The organism is Streptomyces sp. NPDC054863 (assembly GCF_053610825.1).
Window position 1 is genome coordinate 17746 of the sequence record NZ_JBSGZD010000059.1, and the last position, 18421, is coordinate 36166.

General features: G+C 72.1%; 15 protein-coding genes. 11 read left to right on the forward strand and 4 right to left on the reverse strand.

Features of this window, described 5'->3' with window-relative positions; all coding sequences use genetic code 11:
• Positions 1-145 precede the first annotated feature (145 nt).
• The gene (locus ACWGIG_RS14100; RefSeq protein WP_453321830.1) at positions 146-3502 is read left to right on the forward strand and encodes a BTAD domain-containing putative transcriptional regulator; all 3357 of its coding nucleotides are present in this window, start codon (positions 146-148) and stop codon (positions 3500-3502) included.
• Between the two features lie 48 nt (positions 3503-3550).
• Here ACWGIG_RS14100 and ACWGIG_RS14105 read toward each other — a convergent pair whose 3' ends face one another.
• Entirely contained in the window at positions 3551-4315 is a 765-nt protein-coding gene (locus ACWGIG_RS14105) for a FadR/GntR family transcriptional regulator (RefSeq protein WP_453321831.1), read from the reverse strand.
• Positions 4316-4577: 262 nt separating this feature from the next.
• On the opposite strand from ACWGIG_RS14105, the gene ACWGIG_RS14110 reads away from it, so the two are divergent.
• The 8 genes from ACWGIG_RS14110 to ACWGIG_RS14145 all read left to right on the forward strand — a co-directional run bounded on the left by ACWGIG_RS14110 (position 4578) and on the right by ACWGIG_RS14145 (position 13216).
• Positions 4578-5657, forward strand: a complete 1080-nt coding sequence (locus ACWGIG_RS14110) for a sugar ABC transporter substrate-binding protein (protein WP_453321832.1) — start codon at positions 4578-4580, stop codon at positions 5655-5657.
• Positions 5654-7177 carry a sugar ABC transporter ATP-binding protein gene (locus tag ACWGIG_RS14115; RefSeq protein WP_453321833.1) on the forward strand — a complete coding sequence of 508 codons (1524 nt, stop codon included), beginning with the start codon at positions 5654-5656 and terminating at the stop codon, positions 7175-7177. The genes ACWGIG_RS14110 and ACWGIG_RS14115 overlap by 4 nt, the downstream gene beginning before the upstream one ends.
• A complete protein-coding gene (locus tag ACWGIG_RS14120) occupies positions 7170-8210 on the forward strand; it encodes an ABC transporter permease (RefSeq protein ID WP_453321834.1) in 1041 nt (346 codons plus the stop codon). Before ACWGIG_RS14115 ends, ACWGIG_RS14120 begins: the two co-directional genes overlap by 8 nt.
• Before the next feature lie 150 nt (positions 8211-8360).
• Positions 8361-9215: a fumarylacetoacetate hydrolase family protein gene (locus ACWGIG_RS14125; RefSeq protein ID WP_453321835.1), complete on the forward strand. Its 855-nt coding sequence runs from the start codon at positions 8361-8363 to the stop codon at positions 9213-9215.
• Between the two features lie 11 nt (positions 9216-9226).
• On the forward strand, positions 9227-10582 hold the full coding sequence (locus ACWGIG_RS14130) for an enolase C-terminal domain-like protein (RefSeq protein WP_453321836.1): 1356 nt from the start codon (positions 9227-9229) through the stop codon (positions 10580-10582).
• A complete protein-coding gene (locus ACWGIG_RS14135; RefSeq protein ID WP_453321837.1) occupies positions 10579-11337 on the forward strand; it encodes an SDR family NAD(P)-dependent oxidoreductase in 759 nt (252 codons plus the stop codon). Before ACWGIG_RS14130 ends, ACWGIG_RS14135 begins: the two co-directional genes overlap by 4 nt.
• Entirely contained in the window at positions 11334-12326 is a 993-nt protein-coding gene (locus ACWGIG_RS14140; RefSeq protein ID WP_453321838.1) for an aldo/keto reductase, read from the forward strand. Before ACWGIG_RS14135 ends, ACWGIG_RS14140 begins: the two co-directional genes overlap by 4 nt.
• Positions 12323-13216 carry an amidohydrolase family protein gene (locus tag ACWGIG_RS14145; RefSeq protein WP_453321839.1) on the forward strand — a complete coding sequence of 298 codons (894 nt, stop codon included), beginning with the start codon at positions 12323-12325 and terminating at the stop codon, positions 13214-13216. The genes ACWGIG_RS14140 and ACWGIG_RS14145 overlap by 4 nt, the downstream gene beginning before the upstream one ends.
• A gap of 187 nt (positions 13217-13403) precedes the next feature.
• Here ACWGIG_RS14145 and ACWGIG_RS14150 read toward each other — a convergent pair whose 3' ends face one another.
• From ACWGIG_RS14150 to ACWGIG_RS14160, 3 genes are all read right to left on the reverse strand, one after another.
• Positions 13404-14990, reverse strand: coding sequence for a sensor histidine kinase (locus tag ACWGIG_RS14150; RefSeq protein ID WP_453321840.1), 1587 nt, complete (start codon positions 14988-14990; stop codon positions 13404-13406).
• A 48-nt stretch (positions 14991-15038) separates the two neighbouring features.
• Positions 15039-16076, reverse strand: coding sequence for a rod shape-determining protein (locus ACWGIG_RS14155; RefSeq protein WP_453321841.1), 1038 nt, complete (start codon positions 16074-16076; stop codon positions 15039-15041).
• Positions 16077-16201: 125 nt separating this feature from the next.
• Entirely contained in the window at positions 16202-16729 is a 528-nt protein-coding gene (locus ACWGIG_RS14160) for a hypothetical protein (protein ID WP_453321845.1), read from the reverse strand.
• Positions 16730-16875: 146 nt separating this feature from the next.
• Between ACWGIG_RS14160 and ACWGIG_RS14165 the strand changes: the two genes are divergently transcribed.
• Together ACWGIG_RS14165 and ACWGIG_RS14170 are read left to right on the forward strand one after the other, a co-directional pair.
• Positions 16876-17898: an NADP-dependent oxidoreductase gene (locus ACWGIG_RS14165; protein ID WP_453321842.1), complete on the forward strand. Its 1023-nt coding sequence runs from the start codon at positions 16876-16878 to the stop codon at positions 17896-17898.
• Positions 17899-17965: 67 nt separating this feature from the next.
• Positions 17966-18394, forward strand: a complete 429-nt coding sequence (locus tag ACWGIG_RS14170; protein ID WP_453321843.1) for an organic hydroperoxide resistance protein — start codon at positions 17966-17968, stop codon at positions 18392-18394.
• Positions 18395-18421: the final 27 nt, after the last annotated feature.

Genomic DNA, 18421 nt, shown 5'->3' on the forward strand with positions numbered 1-18421 from the left:
TAGTGGGCCGGGTGGACGGCCGGGGTCCGTGCCCCGTTCCCGCCGCCCGTTCCCGTGGCGATGGACCTCACTCTGGAGCCGCCCTGTTCGGGCCCTGCTCGGACACTGTTACGGCCCTGTTCGGGGCCCGAGTTACGGTGGCGCCATGCGATTCGGAGTGCTGGGGCCGATACAGGTCGTGACGGACGGCGGGACGCCCGTCCGGGTGCCCGAACTCAAGGTCAGGGCGCTCCTCGCCGCCCTCCTGGTCGACCCGGGCCGCCCCGTCGCCACCCACCGGCTGATCGACGCGCTCTGGGGTGACGACGTCGACGACCGGCCGGGGCAGCCGCTGCGTGCGCTCCAGGCGAAGGTCTCGCAGTTGCGGCGGGTGCTGGAGGAGGCGGAGCCGGGAGCGCGCGAGCTCATCGTGTCCCGCTCGCCCGGGTATCTCCTCGCCCCGGCCGACGATGCGGTCGACGCGCACCGGTTCGCGGGCCTGGCCGCCCGGGCCCGTACCGCTCAAGGCCCGGAAGACCTCCGGGGCAGCGCCGAACTCCTCGCCTCCGCACTGGAGTTGTGGCGCGGGCCCGCCTTCGCCGACTTCGCCGACGAGGCCTTCGCGCTCGCTGCGGCGAACCGCCTGGAGGAGGACCGCCTCGCCGTCCTGGAGGAGCTGGCCGAGACCCGCCTCGCGCTCGGTGAACACGCCGCGCTGACGGGGGAGCTGGCCGACCTCGTCGCCCGCCATCCGCTGCGCGAACGCCTCCGCGCCGTCCAGCTCAAGGCCCTCTACCGGGCGGGCCGCCAGAGCGAGGCCCTCGCCGCGTACGAGGACCTGCGCACCCGCCTCGCCGACGACCTGGGACTGGACCCCGGCCCCGAGCTCGTCGCCCTCCACCGGGCCGTCCTCACCCAGGACCCCGGCCTGACCGCGGCCCCCGTACCGCCCGCGCCCGCCGCCCCGCGCACCAACCTGCCCGCCCCGCTCACCGGCCTCGTCGGCCGGGACGGTGCGGTGGCCGAGGTCGGTGAACTGCTCTCCTCCGCACGCCTGGTGACGCTCGCCGGGCCCGGCGGCGTCGGCAAGACCCGTCTCGCGGTGGCCGTCGGCGAGCGGCTGACCCCCGACTTCCCGGACGGGGTGTGGCTCGTGGAGCTGGCAGCCCTGGCCGGGGCGGGCGCGGGTGGGAAGGGACTGGCGGGCGCGGGCGCGGGTGGCGAGGGTCTGACCGGGGCGGGCGCGGGTGGCGAAGGCCCGACCGGGGCGGACGTCGAGGGTCTGGCCGCCGCGGTCGCCGCCGCCCTCGGCATCCGTGACGACGGCACCTGGGGCTCCGATCCCGACGCCGCGTCCGCGTCCGGGCGGCTCGCCGCCGCCCTCCGCCCCCGGAACATGCTCCTCGTCCTCGACAACTGCGAGCATCTGGTCGAGTCCGTCGCCGTCCTCGCCGGGCACCTGCTGAAGGCGGCCCCCGGCCTGCGCGCCCTCGCGACCAGCCAGGAAACCCTCGCCGTCCCCGGCGAGCGGGTGTGGAACGTACCGACGCTGAGCCTCCCGGACGCCGTCGCGCTCTTCGCCGCCCGCGCGAGCGACCTCACCCTCGACGACACCAACACCCCGGCCGTGGAGGACATCTGCCGCCGCCTCGACGGCATCCCGCTCGCCCTGGAACTCGCCGCCACCCGCGTCCGCGCCCTCGGAGTGCACCGCCTCCTCGACCGGCTCGACGACCGCTTCCGCGCCCTCGGCGGCTCCGCGCAGCGCGGTGCGCCCGCCCGCCAGCAGACCCTGCGCGCGATGATCGACTGGAGCTGGGAACTCCTCACGGGCCCCGAACGCGCCGTACTGCGCCGCCTGGCCGCCCACGCCGACGGCTGCACCGCCGAGGCCGCCGAGGAGGTGTGCGCGGGCGGCGGCGTCGCCGCCGATGACGTACTCGACCTGCTGACCCGGCTGGTGGACCGGTCACTGGTCGTACCCGTCGGGGCGGTGGACGGCGAGCCCCGTTACCGTCTCCTCGAATCCGTCGCCGCGTACTGCGCGGAGCGGCTGCGCGACGCGGGCGAGGAGGACGGCGTACGCGCCCGCCACCTCGCCCACTACACCGCTCTCGCCGAGCAGGCCGAGCCACAGCTCTACGGGCCCGGCGCGCAGGAGTGGCTGGAGCGGCTCACCGCCGAGGCCGCCAACTTCCGTACCGCGCTGGACACGTCGGTACGAGCGGGCGACGCGCCCGCCGCACTGCGCCTGGTCAACGCGCTCGCCTGGTCATGGGTGCTGCGCGGCCGGCTGGCCGAGGGGCGCCGCGCACTCGCCGACGCACTGGCGGTGGGCGTCGGCGAGGAGGCGAGCGGCGGCGAGGACTGCGCCGGACTGCGCGCCTGCGTCGGCGCCTGGCGGGTCGGCGTCGACATCCTCTCCGGCGACGGCCGCGACCGTACGGCGCGGATCATGGCCGCACTCAAGGTGTACGAGGACCTGTGCGAGCCGCACGAGCAGGCGCGGGCCCGCTGGTTCCTGGCCCACTCGCTCTGCGGCACCGGCGACATGTCGCTGGGCGAGGGCCTGACGACGAGCGCCCTCGACAGCTTCCGTGCGCTCGGCGACGACTGGGGCACGGCAGCCGCCCTCGCCGACCGTTCCGTCCAGCGCCTCCTGCGGGGCGACCTGGACGGTGCGGGCGAGGACGCCACCGCCGGTGACCGGCTGTTCCGTGAAATCGGCGACCGGAGCGCCCAGTTGTGGACCGTCCACACCCTCGCCATGATCGCCGAGATCCACGGCGACTACGCCCGCGCCGCCCGCCTCCAGCACACCGCCCTGCGCACCGCCCGTCGTCTGGGCCTCGCCACCCAGTCCGCCGACCTCCTCTCGGGCCTCGGCCGGATCGCCCTCCTCACGGGCCACCTCGCCCAGGCCACCGACTACCACGAGGAGTCCCGCCGCCTGGCCGCCGCGCACGGCTTCAGGGCGGGCGAGATCAACGCCGAACTCGGACTCGGCCTGGGCGCCCGCCGGGCGGGCGACCTCGACGCCGCCGCACGCCACCTGCACCGCGTCCTGGACTGGCACCGCGAAGTCGGACTCGACGGCGCGAACGCGCTGATCCTCGCCGAACTGGGCTTCGTCGCCGAGCTGCGCGGCGAGCCCGCCGCCTGCCTCGCCCTCCACGAGGAGGGCTACTCCACCGCCCGCACGACCGGCGACCCGCGCGCACTCGCCCTGGCCCTGGAGGGCCTGGCCGGGGCACACGCCCTGGCGGATCGGTTCGAGGAGGCCGCGCTGCTGCTCGGCGCGGCCTCCGCCGCCCGGGCGTCGGCGGGCGCGCCGCTGCCGGTGGCCGAGCAGGCGGACGTCGTACGGATCGAGTCCAAGTGCCGTACGGGACGGGGTGATCCGTCCCGGTACGAGGCGGCCTTCGCGCAGGGGGCCGGGCTCTCGCCGGACGCGGTGCGGGAGGCGGTGCGGGAGGTGTCGCGGGCACGGGCTGCGCTCCCGGCGCACGTGTCCTCGGCCTGATCCCGTCACCCGTGGGGCGGGCCTGATCCCGTCCCCCGTGGGGTCGTCTCAGTCGTCCAACTGCCCCCGCAGCCACTCCTCCACCGCGCCCACGTGCGCCGCCGCCGCGACGCGCGCCGCCTCCGGGTCGCGGCCGACCAGTGCCCGGTGGATCCGCCGGTGCTCCTCGCGGGTCACCGCGAAGGCGCCCACCTCCTGGTGGCCCCGGCGGACCCTCGCGCGGAAGGTGCGGGAGGACAGGCCCTCGACGATCGCGGCCAGCGCCTCGTTGCCCGCGGCCTGTGTGATCGTACGGTGGAAGGCCATGTCGGCGGCGAGGAACTCCTCCGGGTCCTCGGTCCCGTTCATGACGGCCAACTGCTTGTCCAGTTCCGCCAGCTGACCGCCGTCGATGCGGGCCGCGGCCAGGGCCGTCGCCGCCGACTCCAGGATGCGGCGCACTTCGAGGAGTTCCGCGAGCCGCGGCTTCGGGGAGATCTCGGCGACGATGCCGAACGTGTCGAGGAGGTCGACCGCCTCCAGCTGGGTGACGTAGATGCCGGAGCCGTGGCGGGACTCCAGCACGCCGAGAACGGTGAGCGCGCGGATCGCCTCGCGCATGGAACTGCGCGAGATGCCGAGGTCGACGGCCAAGTCTCGCTCCGTGGGGAGCCGTTGTCCGGCCTCCAGTCGGCCTTCTGTGATCATAGCTTTTATGGACTCGATCGCCCGCTGGGTGACCGAACCACCCTTTTCGGGTGGTACGGCCGGAGTTGAGTCCTGCGCCGGGTTCGGAGTGGTCTCGGGATCGGTCTCGGGAGCGGTCGTGGCCATGGGGGTTTCCTCCGGCTTCGGCGGTCGAGCAGGCGGCAGTCTATCCGGCAATGAACTGTGCATGAACACCAGAGTGATCGGACCAATTGGCCAACTTTTTCGGGGAATTCGCCCAAGAGGGGTGTTGGAGACCCCGAAAGGTCTGATAAATATTTCGGCGCGGCCGGATGAAGACCTGTTGGTCATGTTGATCCGTCGACGGGTCCCCGACCGGGGACCCGCGCAATCCATTGTTTCGATCAGGAACCGAGGAGCCGTTCAGATGACCAGCAGCATGAGCAGAGCAGCGAGCAGAGCAACCGCCAACAGGACGCGGGCCGTACGGGTGGCCGCACTCGCGGCGTGCGCCTCACTCGCGCTCAGTGCGTGCGGCAGCACCAAGGACGCCGGGGCGGCCGGGGCGGGTGGCGAGGGCAAGGTCGGCGTGATCCTGCCCCTGCTGACCTCGCCGTTCTGGCAGTCGTACAACGACTACATCCCGAAGATGGCGAAGGAGGAGGACGTCGAGGCACTCAAGACGGTCAACTCCAACTCCGACCCGGCGCAGCAGATCACCGACATCCAGAACCAGCTGAACCAGGGCGTGAAGGGCCTCGTCGTGGCCCCCCTCGACAGTGCCGCGATCGCCGCGGGTCTCGACCAGGCCGAGCGGAAGAACGTTCCGGTCGTCGCCGTCGACGTGGCCCCCGAGAAGGGCAAGGTCGCGATGATCGTGCGCGCGAACAACGTCGCGTACGGGCAGAAGGCCTGCGAGTTCCTGGGGTCGAAGGTCAAGACCGGCAAGGTCGTTCAGATCATGGGCGACCTCGCCTCGGTCAACGGGCGCGAGCGCTCCGAGGCCTTCCGGGCCTGCGCGAAGAGCAAGTTCCCGGACCTGGAGGTCCTGGAGATCCCGGCGAAGTGGGAGTCGGACGCCGCCGCCTCCAAGCTGGACACCCTCCTCAACTCCAACCCCGACATCAAGGGCATCTACATGCAGGCGGGCGGCGTCTACCTCGCGCCCACCCTCCAGACGCTCAAGAGCAAGAACATGCTCAAGAAGGTCGGCGACCCGAAGCACATCGCGATCGTCTCCAACGACGGCATCCCGCAGGAGTTCGCGGCGATCCGCAGCGGCGAGATCGACGCGACGGTCTCGCAGCCGGCCGACACCTACGCCAAGTACGGCATGTACTACGTGAAGAGGGCCATGAACGGCGAGACCTTCAAGGAAGGTCCGACCGACCACGGTTCCACGATCATCAAGCACCCCAACGGGATGCTGGAAGACCAACTGCCCGCGCCGCTGGTGACCAAGGCGAACGTGGACGACAAGAAGCTTTGGGGCAACAACATAAAGTGAGCACACTGACCCGCGCCGATGCCTCCCACCGACCGCTGGTCGAGGCGTCCGGGATCACCAAGCGGTACGGTCCCACGACCGCCCTTCAGGACGGTCGTCTGACCGTGATGCCCGGCGAGTCGCACGCCCTGGTGGGGCGCAACGGCGCGGGCAAGTCCACCCTCGTGACCGTCCTCACGGGCCTTCAGGCCCCGGACGCGGGTACGGTCCGGTTCGACGGAGAGCCGGCGCCCGCGCTCTCCGACCGGGACGCATGGCGGAAGAAGGTCGCCTGCGTCTACCAGAAGCCGACGGTGGTTCCCGAACTCACCGTCGCCGAGAACCTGTTCATCCACCGCCAGCCCACCGGCTTCGGCGGGATGATCCAGTGGAAGAAGCTGCGGTCGCAGGCCGCCGAGCTGCTCGCCACCTGGGACGTGCGGGTCGACCCCGACGCCCGCACCGCCGACCTCAAGGTCGAGGACCGGCAGATGGTCGAGATCGCGCGGGCGCTGTCCTTCGGGGCGCGGTTCATCGTCCTCGACGAGCCGACCGCGCAGCTCGACAACAAGGAGATCGAGCGGCTCTTCGCCAGGATGCGGACGCTCCAGGAGTCGGGCGTCACCTTCCTGTTCATCTCGCACCACCTCCAGGAGGTGTACGAGGTGTGCCAGGCGGTCACCGTGCTGCGCGACGCCCGCTGGATCACCACGGCACCCGTCACCGAACTCCCGCGCGCCGCCCTCGTGGAGGCCATGGCGGGGGAGTCCGTCACCGCGGCCGAGAGCGCCGCCAGGCCGGCCGTACCGGACCGGGCGCCGATCCGGCTGCAGGTGGACGGACTCGGCTCGGCCGCGTACCACGACATCAGCTTCACCGTCCGCGAGGGCGAGGTCGTCGGCCTCGCCGGGACCAGCGGCAGCGGCAAGATCGAGCTGGCCGAGACCTTCGCCGGGCTGCACGCGGCGGAGCGGGGCAGCGCCCTGCTCGACAGCCGCCGGCTGTCGTTCGGCGACGTGCCCGCCGCGCTCAAGGCGGGTGTCGCCTGCGTGCCGCGCGACCGCCACGAGCAGGGGCTCGTCGCCGGGATGAGCATCGGCGACAACGCCACGATGAGCGTCCTGGGACGCCTCGGCAAGCGCGGATTCGTCGGTACGGAGAACAAGCGGAAGGTCGGCGAAGAGCTGATCCAGCGCCTCGACATCCATGCCGAAGGACCCCACCAGCCCGTCTCGGACCTGTCCGGCGGAAACGCCCAGAAGGTGGTGATGGCACGGGCGCTGGCCTCCGATCCGAGGCTGCTCGTGCTCATCAACCCGACTGCCGGCGTCGACGTCAAGTCCAAGGAATCACTGCTCGCGCGGATGGACAGTGCGCGCGAGGACGGCACGGCGGTCCTCGTCGTGTCCGACGAGATCGACGATCTGCGGCGTTGCGACCGCGTCCTGGTGCTCTTCCACGGGCGCGTCGTCGCCGACCATGCGGCCGGCTGGAACGACCACGAGCTGATCGCATCCATTGAAGGAGTAGACCGTGGCTGACACGACAGCCTCGAAGGCACCCAGCGCCCAGGTGGACCGGCGGAAGGGTTCCTCCGCAGACCGGAAGAAGTCCCTGCTGCTCAGCCGGGCACGCGAACTCGCCCTCGTACCCGCCCTGTTGGCGCTGGTGGTGCTCGGCGCGTTCACCAACGACAGCTTCTTCACCGGGCCCAACCTCATCTCCATCCTGGGCGCGTCCGCCGCACTCGCGATGGTGGTGCTGGCGGAGTCGCTGGTACTGATAACCGGCAAGTTCGACCTGTCGCTGGAATCGGTCGTCGGCATCGCCCCCGCGATGGGCGCGCTGCTGGTGCTGCCCGCGCTCCAGTCGGGCTTCGGCACGGAGATGCCCACGTTCGTCGGCATCCTGGTGATCCTGGTGGTCGGCGGACTCATCGGCGCGTTCAACGGCGCGCTGGTCGTGAAGCTGAAGCTGAACGCCTTCATCGTCACGCTGGCGATGCTGATCGTGCTGCGCGGGCTGCTCGTCGGCGCGACCGAGGGCAAGACGCTGTTCGGCATGCCGGACGCGTTCTTCTCGCTGGCGACCTCGACGTTCATCGGTGTGCCGCTGTCCGTGTGGATCGCGGCGGTCTCCTTCGGGATCGCGGGCTTCATCCTGAAGTACCACCGGGTGGGGCGTGCGCTGTACGCGATCGGCGGCAACTCGGCGGCGGCGAAGGCCGCGGGCATCCGGGTCGACCGGGTCATGCTCGGCGTGTTCATCACCGCGGGCGTGCTGGCCTCGCTCGGCGGGCTGATGCAGACCGGGTACGTCGGCGCGATCAACGCCAACCAGGGTCAGAACATGATCTTCACGGTGATGGCTGCGGCGGTCATCGGCGGGATCAGCCTGGACGGTGGCAAGGGCACGATGTTCGGTGCGCTCACCGGTGTGCTGTTGCTGGGCGTCGTCCAGAACCTGCTGACGCTGGCTCAGGTGCCGTCCTTCTGGATCCAGGCGATCTACGGGGCGATCATTCTGATCGCGCTGATGATTGCTCGGGTGACGACGGGGCGGGCGCAGGACTAGGTCCGGATGTTCACCTGCGGGTCCGTTGTGGCTGGTCGCGCCCACGCGGCGGAGCCGCAGATCCAATGCAGCCCCGCGCCCCCATAGGGGCGCCCCAGGTCCAGGTGCCCTTGAAGGGTGCGCGGTCCCCGTACAAGGAGTTCGACTCTCGTGAAATTGCAGCGGCTTGGTGAGGCCGGGAGTGAGATTCCCGCCCTTCTCGACGACGACGGTCAGGTGTACGACCTTTCCGGGCTCACGTCCGACATCGACGGGGCCTTCCTCTCGGGCGGTGGTGTGGAGCGGGTCCGAGCCGCTCGTGCGGCCGGGGAGCTGCCCGTCCTCGAAGGTGCGGAGGGGCTCCGTGTCGGTGCGCCCGTGGCGCGGCCCGGCAAGGTGGTCTGCATCGGTCTCAACTACCGGGACCACGCAGAGGAGACGGGCGCCGCGATACCGCCCAGGCCCGTCGTCTTCATGAAGGACTCCTCCACCGTCGTCGGTCCGTACGACGAGGTCCTGATCCCGCGCGGCTCGGCCCGTACCGACTGGGAGGTGGAGCTCGGCGTCGTCATCGGCAGCCGGGCCCGCTACCTGACAGGACCGGAGGAGGCCCTCGCCTGCGTCGCCGGCTACGCGGTCAGCCACGACGTGTCGGAGCGGGAGTTCCAGCTGGACTTCTCCTCGCAGTGGGACCTCGGCAAGTCCTGCGAGACCTTCAACCCGTTCGGCCCCTGGCTCGTCACCGCGGACGAGATCGCCGACCCGCAGGACCTGCGGCTGCGCCTGGACGTCAACGGCGTCCGGCGGCAGGACGGCAACAGCAAGGACATGATCTTCCAAGTCGCCGACGTCATCGCCTACTTGAGCCAGTACATGGTGCTGGAGCCCGGCGACGTCATCAACACGGGAACCCCGGCCGGAGTCGCCCTGGGCCTGCCCGGAAACCCCTATCTGCGCGCCGGAGACACCGTGGAGCTGTCCATCGACGGCCTCGGTCGCCAGCGCCAGACCTTCGCACAGGCGTGAGAGGCCGGTACGTGACCAGAACCAGTGCGCGCATCACGGCAGTTGATACGTACGACATCCGCTTCCCCACCTCGCGCGAGCTCGACGGCTCCGACGCGATGAACCCCGACCCGGACTACTCGGCCGCGTACCTGATCCTGCGCACCGACGCAGCGGACGGTGTCGAGGGCCACGGATTCACCTTCACCATCGGGCGTGGCAACGATGTCCAAGTCGCTGCGATCAACGCCCTGAAGCCCCATCTGATCGGCCTTTCGGTCGACGAACTGTGCGCCGACCCGGGCACCTTGGGGCGCGTGCTGACCGGTGACAGCCAGCTGCGCTGGCTCGGGCCCGAGAAGGGCGTGATGCACATGGCGATCGGGGCGGCCGTCAACGCCGCCTGGGACCTGGCGTCCAAGCGCGCCGGGAAGCCGTTGTGGAAGTTCCTCGCGGACGCCGAACCCGAGTGGATCGTCGACCAGATCGACTTCCGCTACATCGCCGACGTCCTCAGCCCCACCGACGCCCTGCGCATGCTCCGCGCGGGCAAGCAGGGCGCCGCCGGGCGGGAGGCGCGGCTGCGCGAGCGCGGCTACCCCGGCTACACCACCTCGCCCGGCTGGCTCGGCTACTCCGACGAGAAGCTCACCCGGCTCGCCCAGCAGGCGGTCGCCGACGGCTTCACCCAGATCAAGCTGAAGGTGGGCGCCGACCTGGCCGACGACGTACGCCGGATGCGGGCCGCCCGCGCCGCCGTCGGCCCGGACATCCGCATCGCCATCGACGCCAACCAGCGGTGGAACGTCGGCGAGGCCATCGAGTGGACCCGCGCGCTGGGTGCCTTCGACCCGTACTGGATCGAGGAGCCCACCAGCCCCGACGACATCCTCGGCCACGCGGCCATCCGCGAGGCGGTCGGCCCGGACGTGAAGGTCGCCACCGGCGAACACGTCCAGAACCGCATCATCTTCAAGCAGCTCCTCCAGGCCGGGGCCATCGACGTCCTGCAGATCGACGCGGCGCGCGTCGGCGGCGTCAACGAGAACCTGGCGATCCTGCTCCTCGCGGCCAAGTTCGGCGTGCCGGTCTGCCCGCACGCGGGCGGGGTGGGGCTGTGCGAGCTGGTCCAGCACCTGTCGATGTTCGACTACGTGGCGCTGAGCGGGACCACCGAGGACCGCGTCATCGAGTACGTCGACCATCTGCACGGCCACTTCACCGAGCCGGTCGTCATGCGCGAAGGCCACTACACGGCCCCGACCGCACCCGGCTTCTCGGCGACCATGCACGCCGGGTCCATCGCCGAATTCACCTACCCGGGCGGCCGGTTCTGGGCCGCCGACCTTGCCGAAGGACTGCCCGAGGCCGAGGAGGCCGTCGTATGAGTGAGCTCGCAGGACTGAAGGCACTGGTCACGGGCGGTGCCTCCGGCATCGGCCTGGCCACCGCGCAACTCCTCGCCGCACGCGGCGCACAGGTCGCCGTCCTCGACCTGGACCCGTCGGGGGCCGTCGCCCCGCTGCTCGGCTTCACGGCGGACGTCTCCGACGACGCCTCGGTACGGGCCGCTGTCGCGGCAGCCGTCGAGGCGCTCGGCGGCAGCCTGGACATCCTCGTCAACAACGCGGGCATCGGCGCGGCCGGCACCGTCGAGGACAACGACGACGCCCAGTGGCACCGGGTCCTGGACGTGAACGTACTGGGCATGGTGCGGGTCTCCCGCGCCGCCCTGCCCGCGCTGCGGGAGTCCGCGCACGCGGCCGTCGTCAACACCTGCTCGATCGCGGCCACGGCCGGGCTCCCGCAGCGGGCCCTGTACAGCGCGAGCAAGGGCGCGGTGCTGTCGCTGACCCTCGCCATGGCCGCCGACCACGTCCGTGAGGGCGTACGGGTCAACTGTGTGAACCCGGGCACGGCCGACACCCCCTGGGTGGGGCGCCTCCTCGACGCGGCCGACGACCCGGCGGCGGAGCGTGCCGCGCTCAACGCACGCCAGCCGATGGGCCGGCTGGTCTCCGCCGACGAAGTCGCCGCAGCCATCGTCTACCTGGCGAGCCCGGCCGCCGGCTCCGTCACCGGGGTCTCGCTCGCCGTCGACGGCGGGATGCAGGGGCTGCGGCTGCGCCCGGAGGGGCAGTGAGCACCCGGCCGCTCGGCGGGAGCACGGTCTCCGTCTCCCCGCTCGGCTTCGGGGCCGCCACCCTCGGAAACCTCTTCCGGGAGGTGACGGACGAAGACGCCCGGGCAGCGGTCGACGCCGCCTGGGACGCGGGGATCCGGTACTTCGACACCGCGCCGCACTACGGCCTGGGGCTCTCGGAACGGCGGCTCGGGGCGGCACTGCGCGGCCGGCCCCGGGACTCGTACACCCTCTCCACCAAGGTGGGCCGTCTCCTCGAACCCGTCGCGGGCACGGGCGCCGCGGGCACGGTCGGCACCGACGAGGGCTTCGCCGTCCCCGCCACGCACCGCAGGGTGTGGGACTTCAGCGCGGACGGCGTACGGCGCTCCGTCGAAGCCAGCCTGGAACGCCTCGGCCTCGACCGCATCGACATCGCCTACCTGCACGACCCCGACGAGAGCGGCGACGGCGGCGAGCAGGCGCTGCGCGAGGCGTACCCGGCACTGGAGCGGCTGCGCGCCGAGGGCGTGATCGGCGCGATCGGCGCCGGAATGAACCAGGTCGCGCCCCTGCTGCGGTACGTGCGGGAGACCGACGCCGACGTGCTGCTGTGCGCGGGCCGCTACTCACTGCTCGACCAGCGGGCCGCCGCGGAACTTCTCCCCGAGGCGCAGAAGCGCGCCCGGAGCGTCGTCGTCGGCGGAGTCTTCAACTCAGGACTGCTCGCCGACCCGCAGCCCGGCGCCACGTACGACTACAAGGCCGCCCCGGTGGACCTGCTCGGCCGCGCCCTGCGCATCAAGGCGGTCGCCGAACGCCACGGGGTCCCGCTGCGGGCGGCGGCCCTCGCGTACCCCGCGCTGCACCCGGCGGTGGCGAGCGTGCTCGTCGGACTGCGCACGGCGGCGGAGGCGAAGGACGCGGCGGCGATGGCGGACGTCGACGTACCGGAGGAACTGTGGGACGAGCTGAGGGTGGAGGGTCTGCTGGGGGAGGAGTCGCCGTGACGGCGCGGCCCCGGGCGGTGGATTCCGGCGCGGTGGAGTCCCGCGTGGTGGACGCGCACCACCACGTCTGGGACCTGTCCGTCCGTGACCAGGACTGGATCACCGGGCCCGAACTCGCGCCGATCCGCCGGGACTTCCTCGTCCCGGACCTCGCGGTGGAGGCCGCGGCGGCGGGGGTGTCGGCGACGGTGCTCGTGCAGACGGTCACGGTCGCGGCGGAGACACCGGAGTTCCTGGCGCTCGCCGAGGCGCACGAGCTGATCGCGGGGGTGGTCGGCTGGACCGACCTCACCGCCCCGGACGTCACCGACCGGCTCGCCGGGCTGCGGTCCCTGCCCGGGGGCGAGTTCCTGGTGGGCATCCGCCACCAGGTACAGGCGGAACCGGACCCGGACTGGCTGCTGCGGCCGGACGTGCGGCGGGGCCTCGCGGCGGTCGCCGACGCCGGTCTCGCCCACGACCTGGTGATCACCCCCGGCCAGCTGCCGACCGCGACGAAGGCGGCGCGGGCACTGCCCGGCCTCTCCTTCGTCCTGGACCACCTGGGCAAACCCCCCGTCGCCCTCGGCGCCCTGGAACCGTGGGCGAGCGCCGTACGGGAACTGGCGGCCCTCCCGAACGTGACGTGCAAGCTGTCCGGGCTGGTGACGGAGGCCAACTGGCAGCACTGGACGGTGTCCGACCTGCGGCCGTACGCGGAGGTGGTGCTGGAGGCCTTCGGGCCGTCGCGGGTGATGTACGGGTCGGACTGGCCGGTCTGCCGACTGGCGTCCTCGTACGCACAAGTGCTGGACGTGGCACGGGAGTTGACGTTGGGGCTCTCTCCTGCGGAGCGCGCGGAGGTGTTCGCCGGGACGGCGGAGAGGGTGTACGGGCTGCGGCCGGTGTGAACGCGCGGGTGGGCGGTCCGCACGGCTCGCGCCGGTGGGGGCCGAACTCCCGGGCCGCACCCGGTGCACGGCTGCGCCGCGCGTCCTCAAACCCCGGACGGGCTGAAGTTCCCGCGCGGGCCATGCATTTAGGGGCGCGGGGAACTGCGCGACCAGCCCCCACGCACCCGCACAGGCCCCACACTCCCTACAGCGGCGCCTGCCACACCAGCGACGTGCCCCGCTCACTCCCGGCCGTCCCGTCGTCCGTCACCGTCAGCCGCACCCCTTCCCGCCCGTCCGGCAGGACCACCTTCGCCTCCACCCGCACCCGCACGGCCGTGACCCCCGGCCTCCGGTGCGCCGCCGCCAGCGCCCCGCGCAACGCGGCGACCAGTTGTTTGTCCACCGGTGCGTGGACCAGTGCGTCCACCGGCCCCTCGAAGTGCACCGACGGCGCGAAGCCCAGCAGCGCCCCCGCCCCCGCCGTCTCCCGGAGCACCTTCCCCCGCACCGTCGTCGGCGCGTCCGCCGGCGGCTGCTGGAGGGCGAAGATGGCGGTCCGCACCTCCTGAATGGTGGAGTCCAGCTCGTCGACGGCCTGCCCGAGCAGCGCGTCCATGGCGCCCGGCTGCCCGTCGCCCGAGGCGCCCGCGCCCGCCCTGCGCCGCGTCGACTCCAGCATCATCTCCGTCGCGAACAGCCGTTGCACCACCAGGTCGTGCAGGTCCCGCGCGATCCGGTCCCGGTCCTCGAAGACCGCCAGCCGCTCCCTGGCGTCCCGGCTGCCCGCCAGGACCATCGCCAGCGCGGCCTGCGACGCGAACTGCGAGGCCAGCAGCCGCTCCACCCCGGTGTACGGGGTGCCGCCCCGGCCCCGGGGCAGCGCGAGCGTGCCGATGAGCCTGCCGCCGCTCTGCAGCGGCAGCAGCATGCTCGGTCCGAAGCGGGTGCGTACGGCCGTGGTCATCCGGGGGTCGGTCGCGGAGTCGTCCACGAACACCGGTTCCCCGCCCAGGAGTTGCTCCAGTACGGGACTGCCGGGTTCGATCTCCGTACCGAGGAGGTCCGCCGTGTCCTCGCCGGGCCCCGTGGCCGCCGCGACGATCTCCATGCCGCCCTGCTCGGTCGGCTGCAGGACGATCCCGGCGAGAGCCTTCGCCAGGAGACGGGCCTCGGCGGCGACCACCAGCAGTGCGTCCGACGCCGTCTCGCCGTCCAGCAGGGCCGTGGTGACGGCGGCGGCCCCCTGGATCCACTCCTCGCGCAGCCGCGCCGTCTCGTACAGCCGCGCGTTGCCGATCGCGATGCCCGCCTGGGCGGCGAGCACCCGCAGCAGCGACAGGTCCTCCGGGGTGAACGCGGCGCCGTCCACCCGGTCCGTGAGGTAGAGGTTCCCGAAGACCTTCCGGTCCACGCGGACGGGCACGCCCACGAAGGACTTCATCTCCGGGTGGCCGGGCGGCAGGCCCGCCGACCGCACGTCGGCCGCGATCTCGGGCACGAGGAGCGGGCGCCGCTCCTGCACCAGGATGCCGAGCAGTCCCGAGTGCCCGTCCGGGAGCCGGCCGATGAACTCCCTGGCGGCCTCGTCGAGGCCCGCCGTGTACAGCTCGGTGACCCGGGTGCCGTCCGCGTCGACGACGCCGAGCGCCCCGTACCGCGCCCCGGTCAGCCCGACCGCCGAGTCCACGATGTGCTGGAGGGTGGAGCGCAGCTCCAGGTCCGCACCGACGGCGAGGACCGCGTCGAGCAGCAGGGGCAGGCCGGGGGAGGTGCGTGCCTCGTCGTGCATCGGGTTCCGTCCCTCCTGCCGCTCGCGTACGTCACCCCGGGCCCGGTCTCAGCCCGCCAGGGGGTCCAGGGCCAGCGGCTGGATCTGCCCCTCCAGCATGGCTCCGAGGCCCAGCACCGCGCACACGTCGGGCCGCTCCGCGATCTGTACCGGCATGCCGGTCGCGTCCCGCAGTATCTGGTCGAGGCCCGGCAGCAGCGCACTGCCGCCCACCATCATGATCCCGCTCTCCGCGAGGTCGGCGACGAGGTCCGGCGGGCAGGTCCGCAGGATCTTGCCGATGCCGTCGAGGACGGCGGTCAGCGGGGTGTGGATGGCGCGCTGCACGGCGGCGGTGTCCACGTGCACCGAGCGGGCCAGTCCCGTCGCCACGTCCCGGCCGTGGATCTCGGTGGAGGCCGGGCCGCCCGCGGCGAGCCCGTTGCTGCGCAGCGCCAGCTGGAGCGGGCGTACCGACTGCGAAGGCAGCATCAGCTCGTGCGCGTGGCGCAGGTGCTGCACGACGGCGTGGTCGATGGCGTTGCCGCCGACCGGGATCCGCTCGGCCGCCACGATCGAGCCGAGGGAGAGGACGGCGACCTGCGTGGTGGCCGCCCCGCAGACCATGATCATGGTGGCGCGGGGCTGCTCCACCGGCAGCCCGCAGCCGACCGCAGCCGCGATGAGGGTGTCCACCAGCTCCACCCGGCGCGCCCCGATCCCCACCAGCGTCTCGACGGCCGCGCGCTGTGCGAGCGGGTCCGCGTCGTGCGGGGTGCAGGCGGCGGCCCGCAGTCCTGGCCTGCGGCGCAGTTGGCGGCGGAGCTTGTCGCCGAGCAGGTGGCGGAGCATGCGCTGGGCCATCTCGATGTCGATGACGGTGCCGCCGGAGACGGGGCGTGCGACCCGGATGTAGTCGGGGGTGCGCCCGGTCATCTGCTCGGCGAACGCCCCGACCGCGATGAGCGCCCCGGTCCTGGTGTTCACGGCGGCGCAGCTCGGCTCGTCGACCACGAGGCCGAGGCCCTTCACGAACACCCGGGTCCTGGCGGCACCCAGGTCGACGGCGACATGGCAACGGCGCAACTGCTCAAGGCTGACGGTCATAGTGGCATCGTGCGGGCCGCGCAGCCCGGGCGCGCGCTGGGCTGCGCCGCCCGGGGTACGGAAGCTGACACGGCGCCAGACCGTCAGTTCCCGCTACGGGCAAGGAAGCTGGCCGCACCGCGCGGTCACGGGAGCGGAGGCGGGCCGTCCGTCGGGGCGAACCCCTGGAACAGCCCCCAGCTGAAATCCGCCACCCGCCCGGTCCCGCCCGGCAGCGTCACCGCGAGGCGCGCCCGGGTCGGCGCCGTCCCCTCCAGCATGCGTACGGGAGGGAAGGCCCGCGCCACCTCGTCCACGGTCGCCGACCACGGCACCAGGTCGTCCTCGCTCTCCAGCACGGGACCCGGTTCTCCCGGCGCGCGCACCAGCCACTCGTTCCAGGTGGCCTCGTCGGGGCCGGTCAGCACCTCAAGCCGCAGCGTCGGCCACAGCGGCACCGGCCACAGCAGTGCCCGGCACTCCAGATCGCCGACCTTCCGGCGTACGGCCGCCTCCGGCGGGCCCAGCACCGACCGGTAGCGCTGCACGGCGTCGCGGGCCCTCGGCGCGCGCACCATGGCCTGCCAGCGCCGGTTGGCCTCGCGCATTTCGGTCAGGCTCACCCCCATGGCGATCCGGGCGTCCTCCACCAGTCCCGGCTGGTGATCGGCCATCCGGCGCAGCAGCACGAGCTGGAAATCCGCAGGTCCGAGACTGTTTCCCGGCAACACACACCCCACTTACTTGACAATCTCAATCATTGAGGAGCAAGGTTCATTCAGATCATAAAGTTGTTTTCTCGCTGTGGAGGCCGTTCCTCATGACCACTCTCCCCACCTCCAGCCGTGCCTGGCACCTCGTACGCCGCCCGAACGGCTGGCCGGTGCCGGAGGACTTCGCGCTGGTCGAGTCCCCGGTGACCGAGCCGGGCGCGGGCCGCATCCTGGTCCGCAACCTCCACCTGTCGGTCGACCCTTACATGCGGGGCCGCATGAACGACGTGAAGTCGTACATCCCGGCCTTCGAGCTGGACAAGCCGATGACCGGCGGCGCGGTCGGCGAGGTCATCGCCTCGAACGACGAGCGCTTCGCCGTCGGCGACCACGTCCTGCACGACCTGGGCTGGCGCGAGTACGCGGACGTGAAGGCCGACTTCGCCACCAAGGTCTCCGCCGAGCTGGCCCCGCTCTCCACCTACCTCGGCGTCCTCGGCATGCCGGGCCTGACCGCGTACGCCGGTCTCTTCGAGGTGGCCTCCTTCAAGGAGGGCGACACCGTCTTCGTGTCCGGCGCGGCCGGTGCCGTCGGCAGCCAGGTCGGCCAGATGGCGAAGCTGCGCGGCGCCACGCGCGTGATCGGCTCCGCAGGATCCGCCGACAAGATCAAGATCCTCACCGAGGAGTACGGCTTCGACGCCGCGTTCAACTACAAGGACGAGGCACCGGTCGCGAAGCAGCTGCGCGAGGCGGCCCCCGAGGGCATCGACGTCTACTTCGACAACGTCGGCGGCGAGCACCTGGAGGCGGCGATCTCCTCCCTCAACGTGCACGGCCGCGCCACCCTCTGCGGCGCGATCTCCGGCTACAACGAGACCGAGCCGGTTCCCGGCCCGCGCAACATGATGGCGATCATCGGCAAGCGCCTGCGCCTCACCGGCATCCTGGTCGGCGACCACGTCGCCCTCCAGCCGAAGTTCGTCGAAGAGGTCTCCGGCTGGATCCGCTCCGGCGAGCTCAAGTACAACGAGACCGTGGTCGAGGGCATCGAGCACAACGTGGACGCGTTCCTCGGCATGCTGCGCGGCGAGAACACCGGAAAGATGATCGTCAGCCTCGGCGAGTAAGCTCACCCCACGCCGTCACGGCGCGTGGGCGCGAGCCGTGGCGAACCAAGCAGGAGGATCTACTCGTATGTCCATCCAGAAGATCGACGTCAAGTACACCGCCGTCGCCACCGCCGAGAACGGCCGTGACGGCCGCGTCGCCACCGACGACGGCAAGCTGGACGTAGTGGTCAACCCGCCGAAGGAGATGGGCGGCAGCGGCGCGGGCACCAACCCGGAGCAGCTCTTCGCCGCCGGTTACAGCGCCTGCTTCCAGGGTGCGCTCGGTGTCGTCGCCCGCAAGGAGAAGGTCGACATCTCCGGCTCTACGGTGACCGCGAAGGTCTCCATCGGTTCCACCGAGGCCGGCGGCTTCGGCCTGGAGGTCGCGATCTCCGCCTCCGTCCCGAACGTGGACGAGGCCACCGCCAGGGACCTGGTCGAGAAGGCCCACCAGGTGTGCCCGTACTCCAGCGCCACGCGCGGCAACATCAAGGTCGAGCTCTCCGTCGCCTGATGAGCCGCTAGCGGTACGCACGAAGGG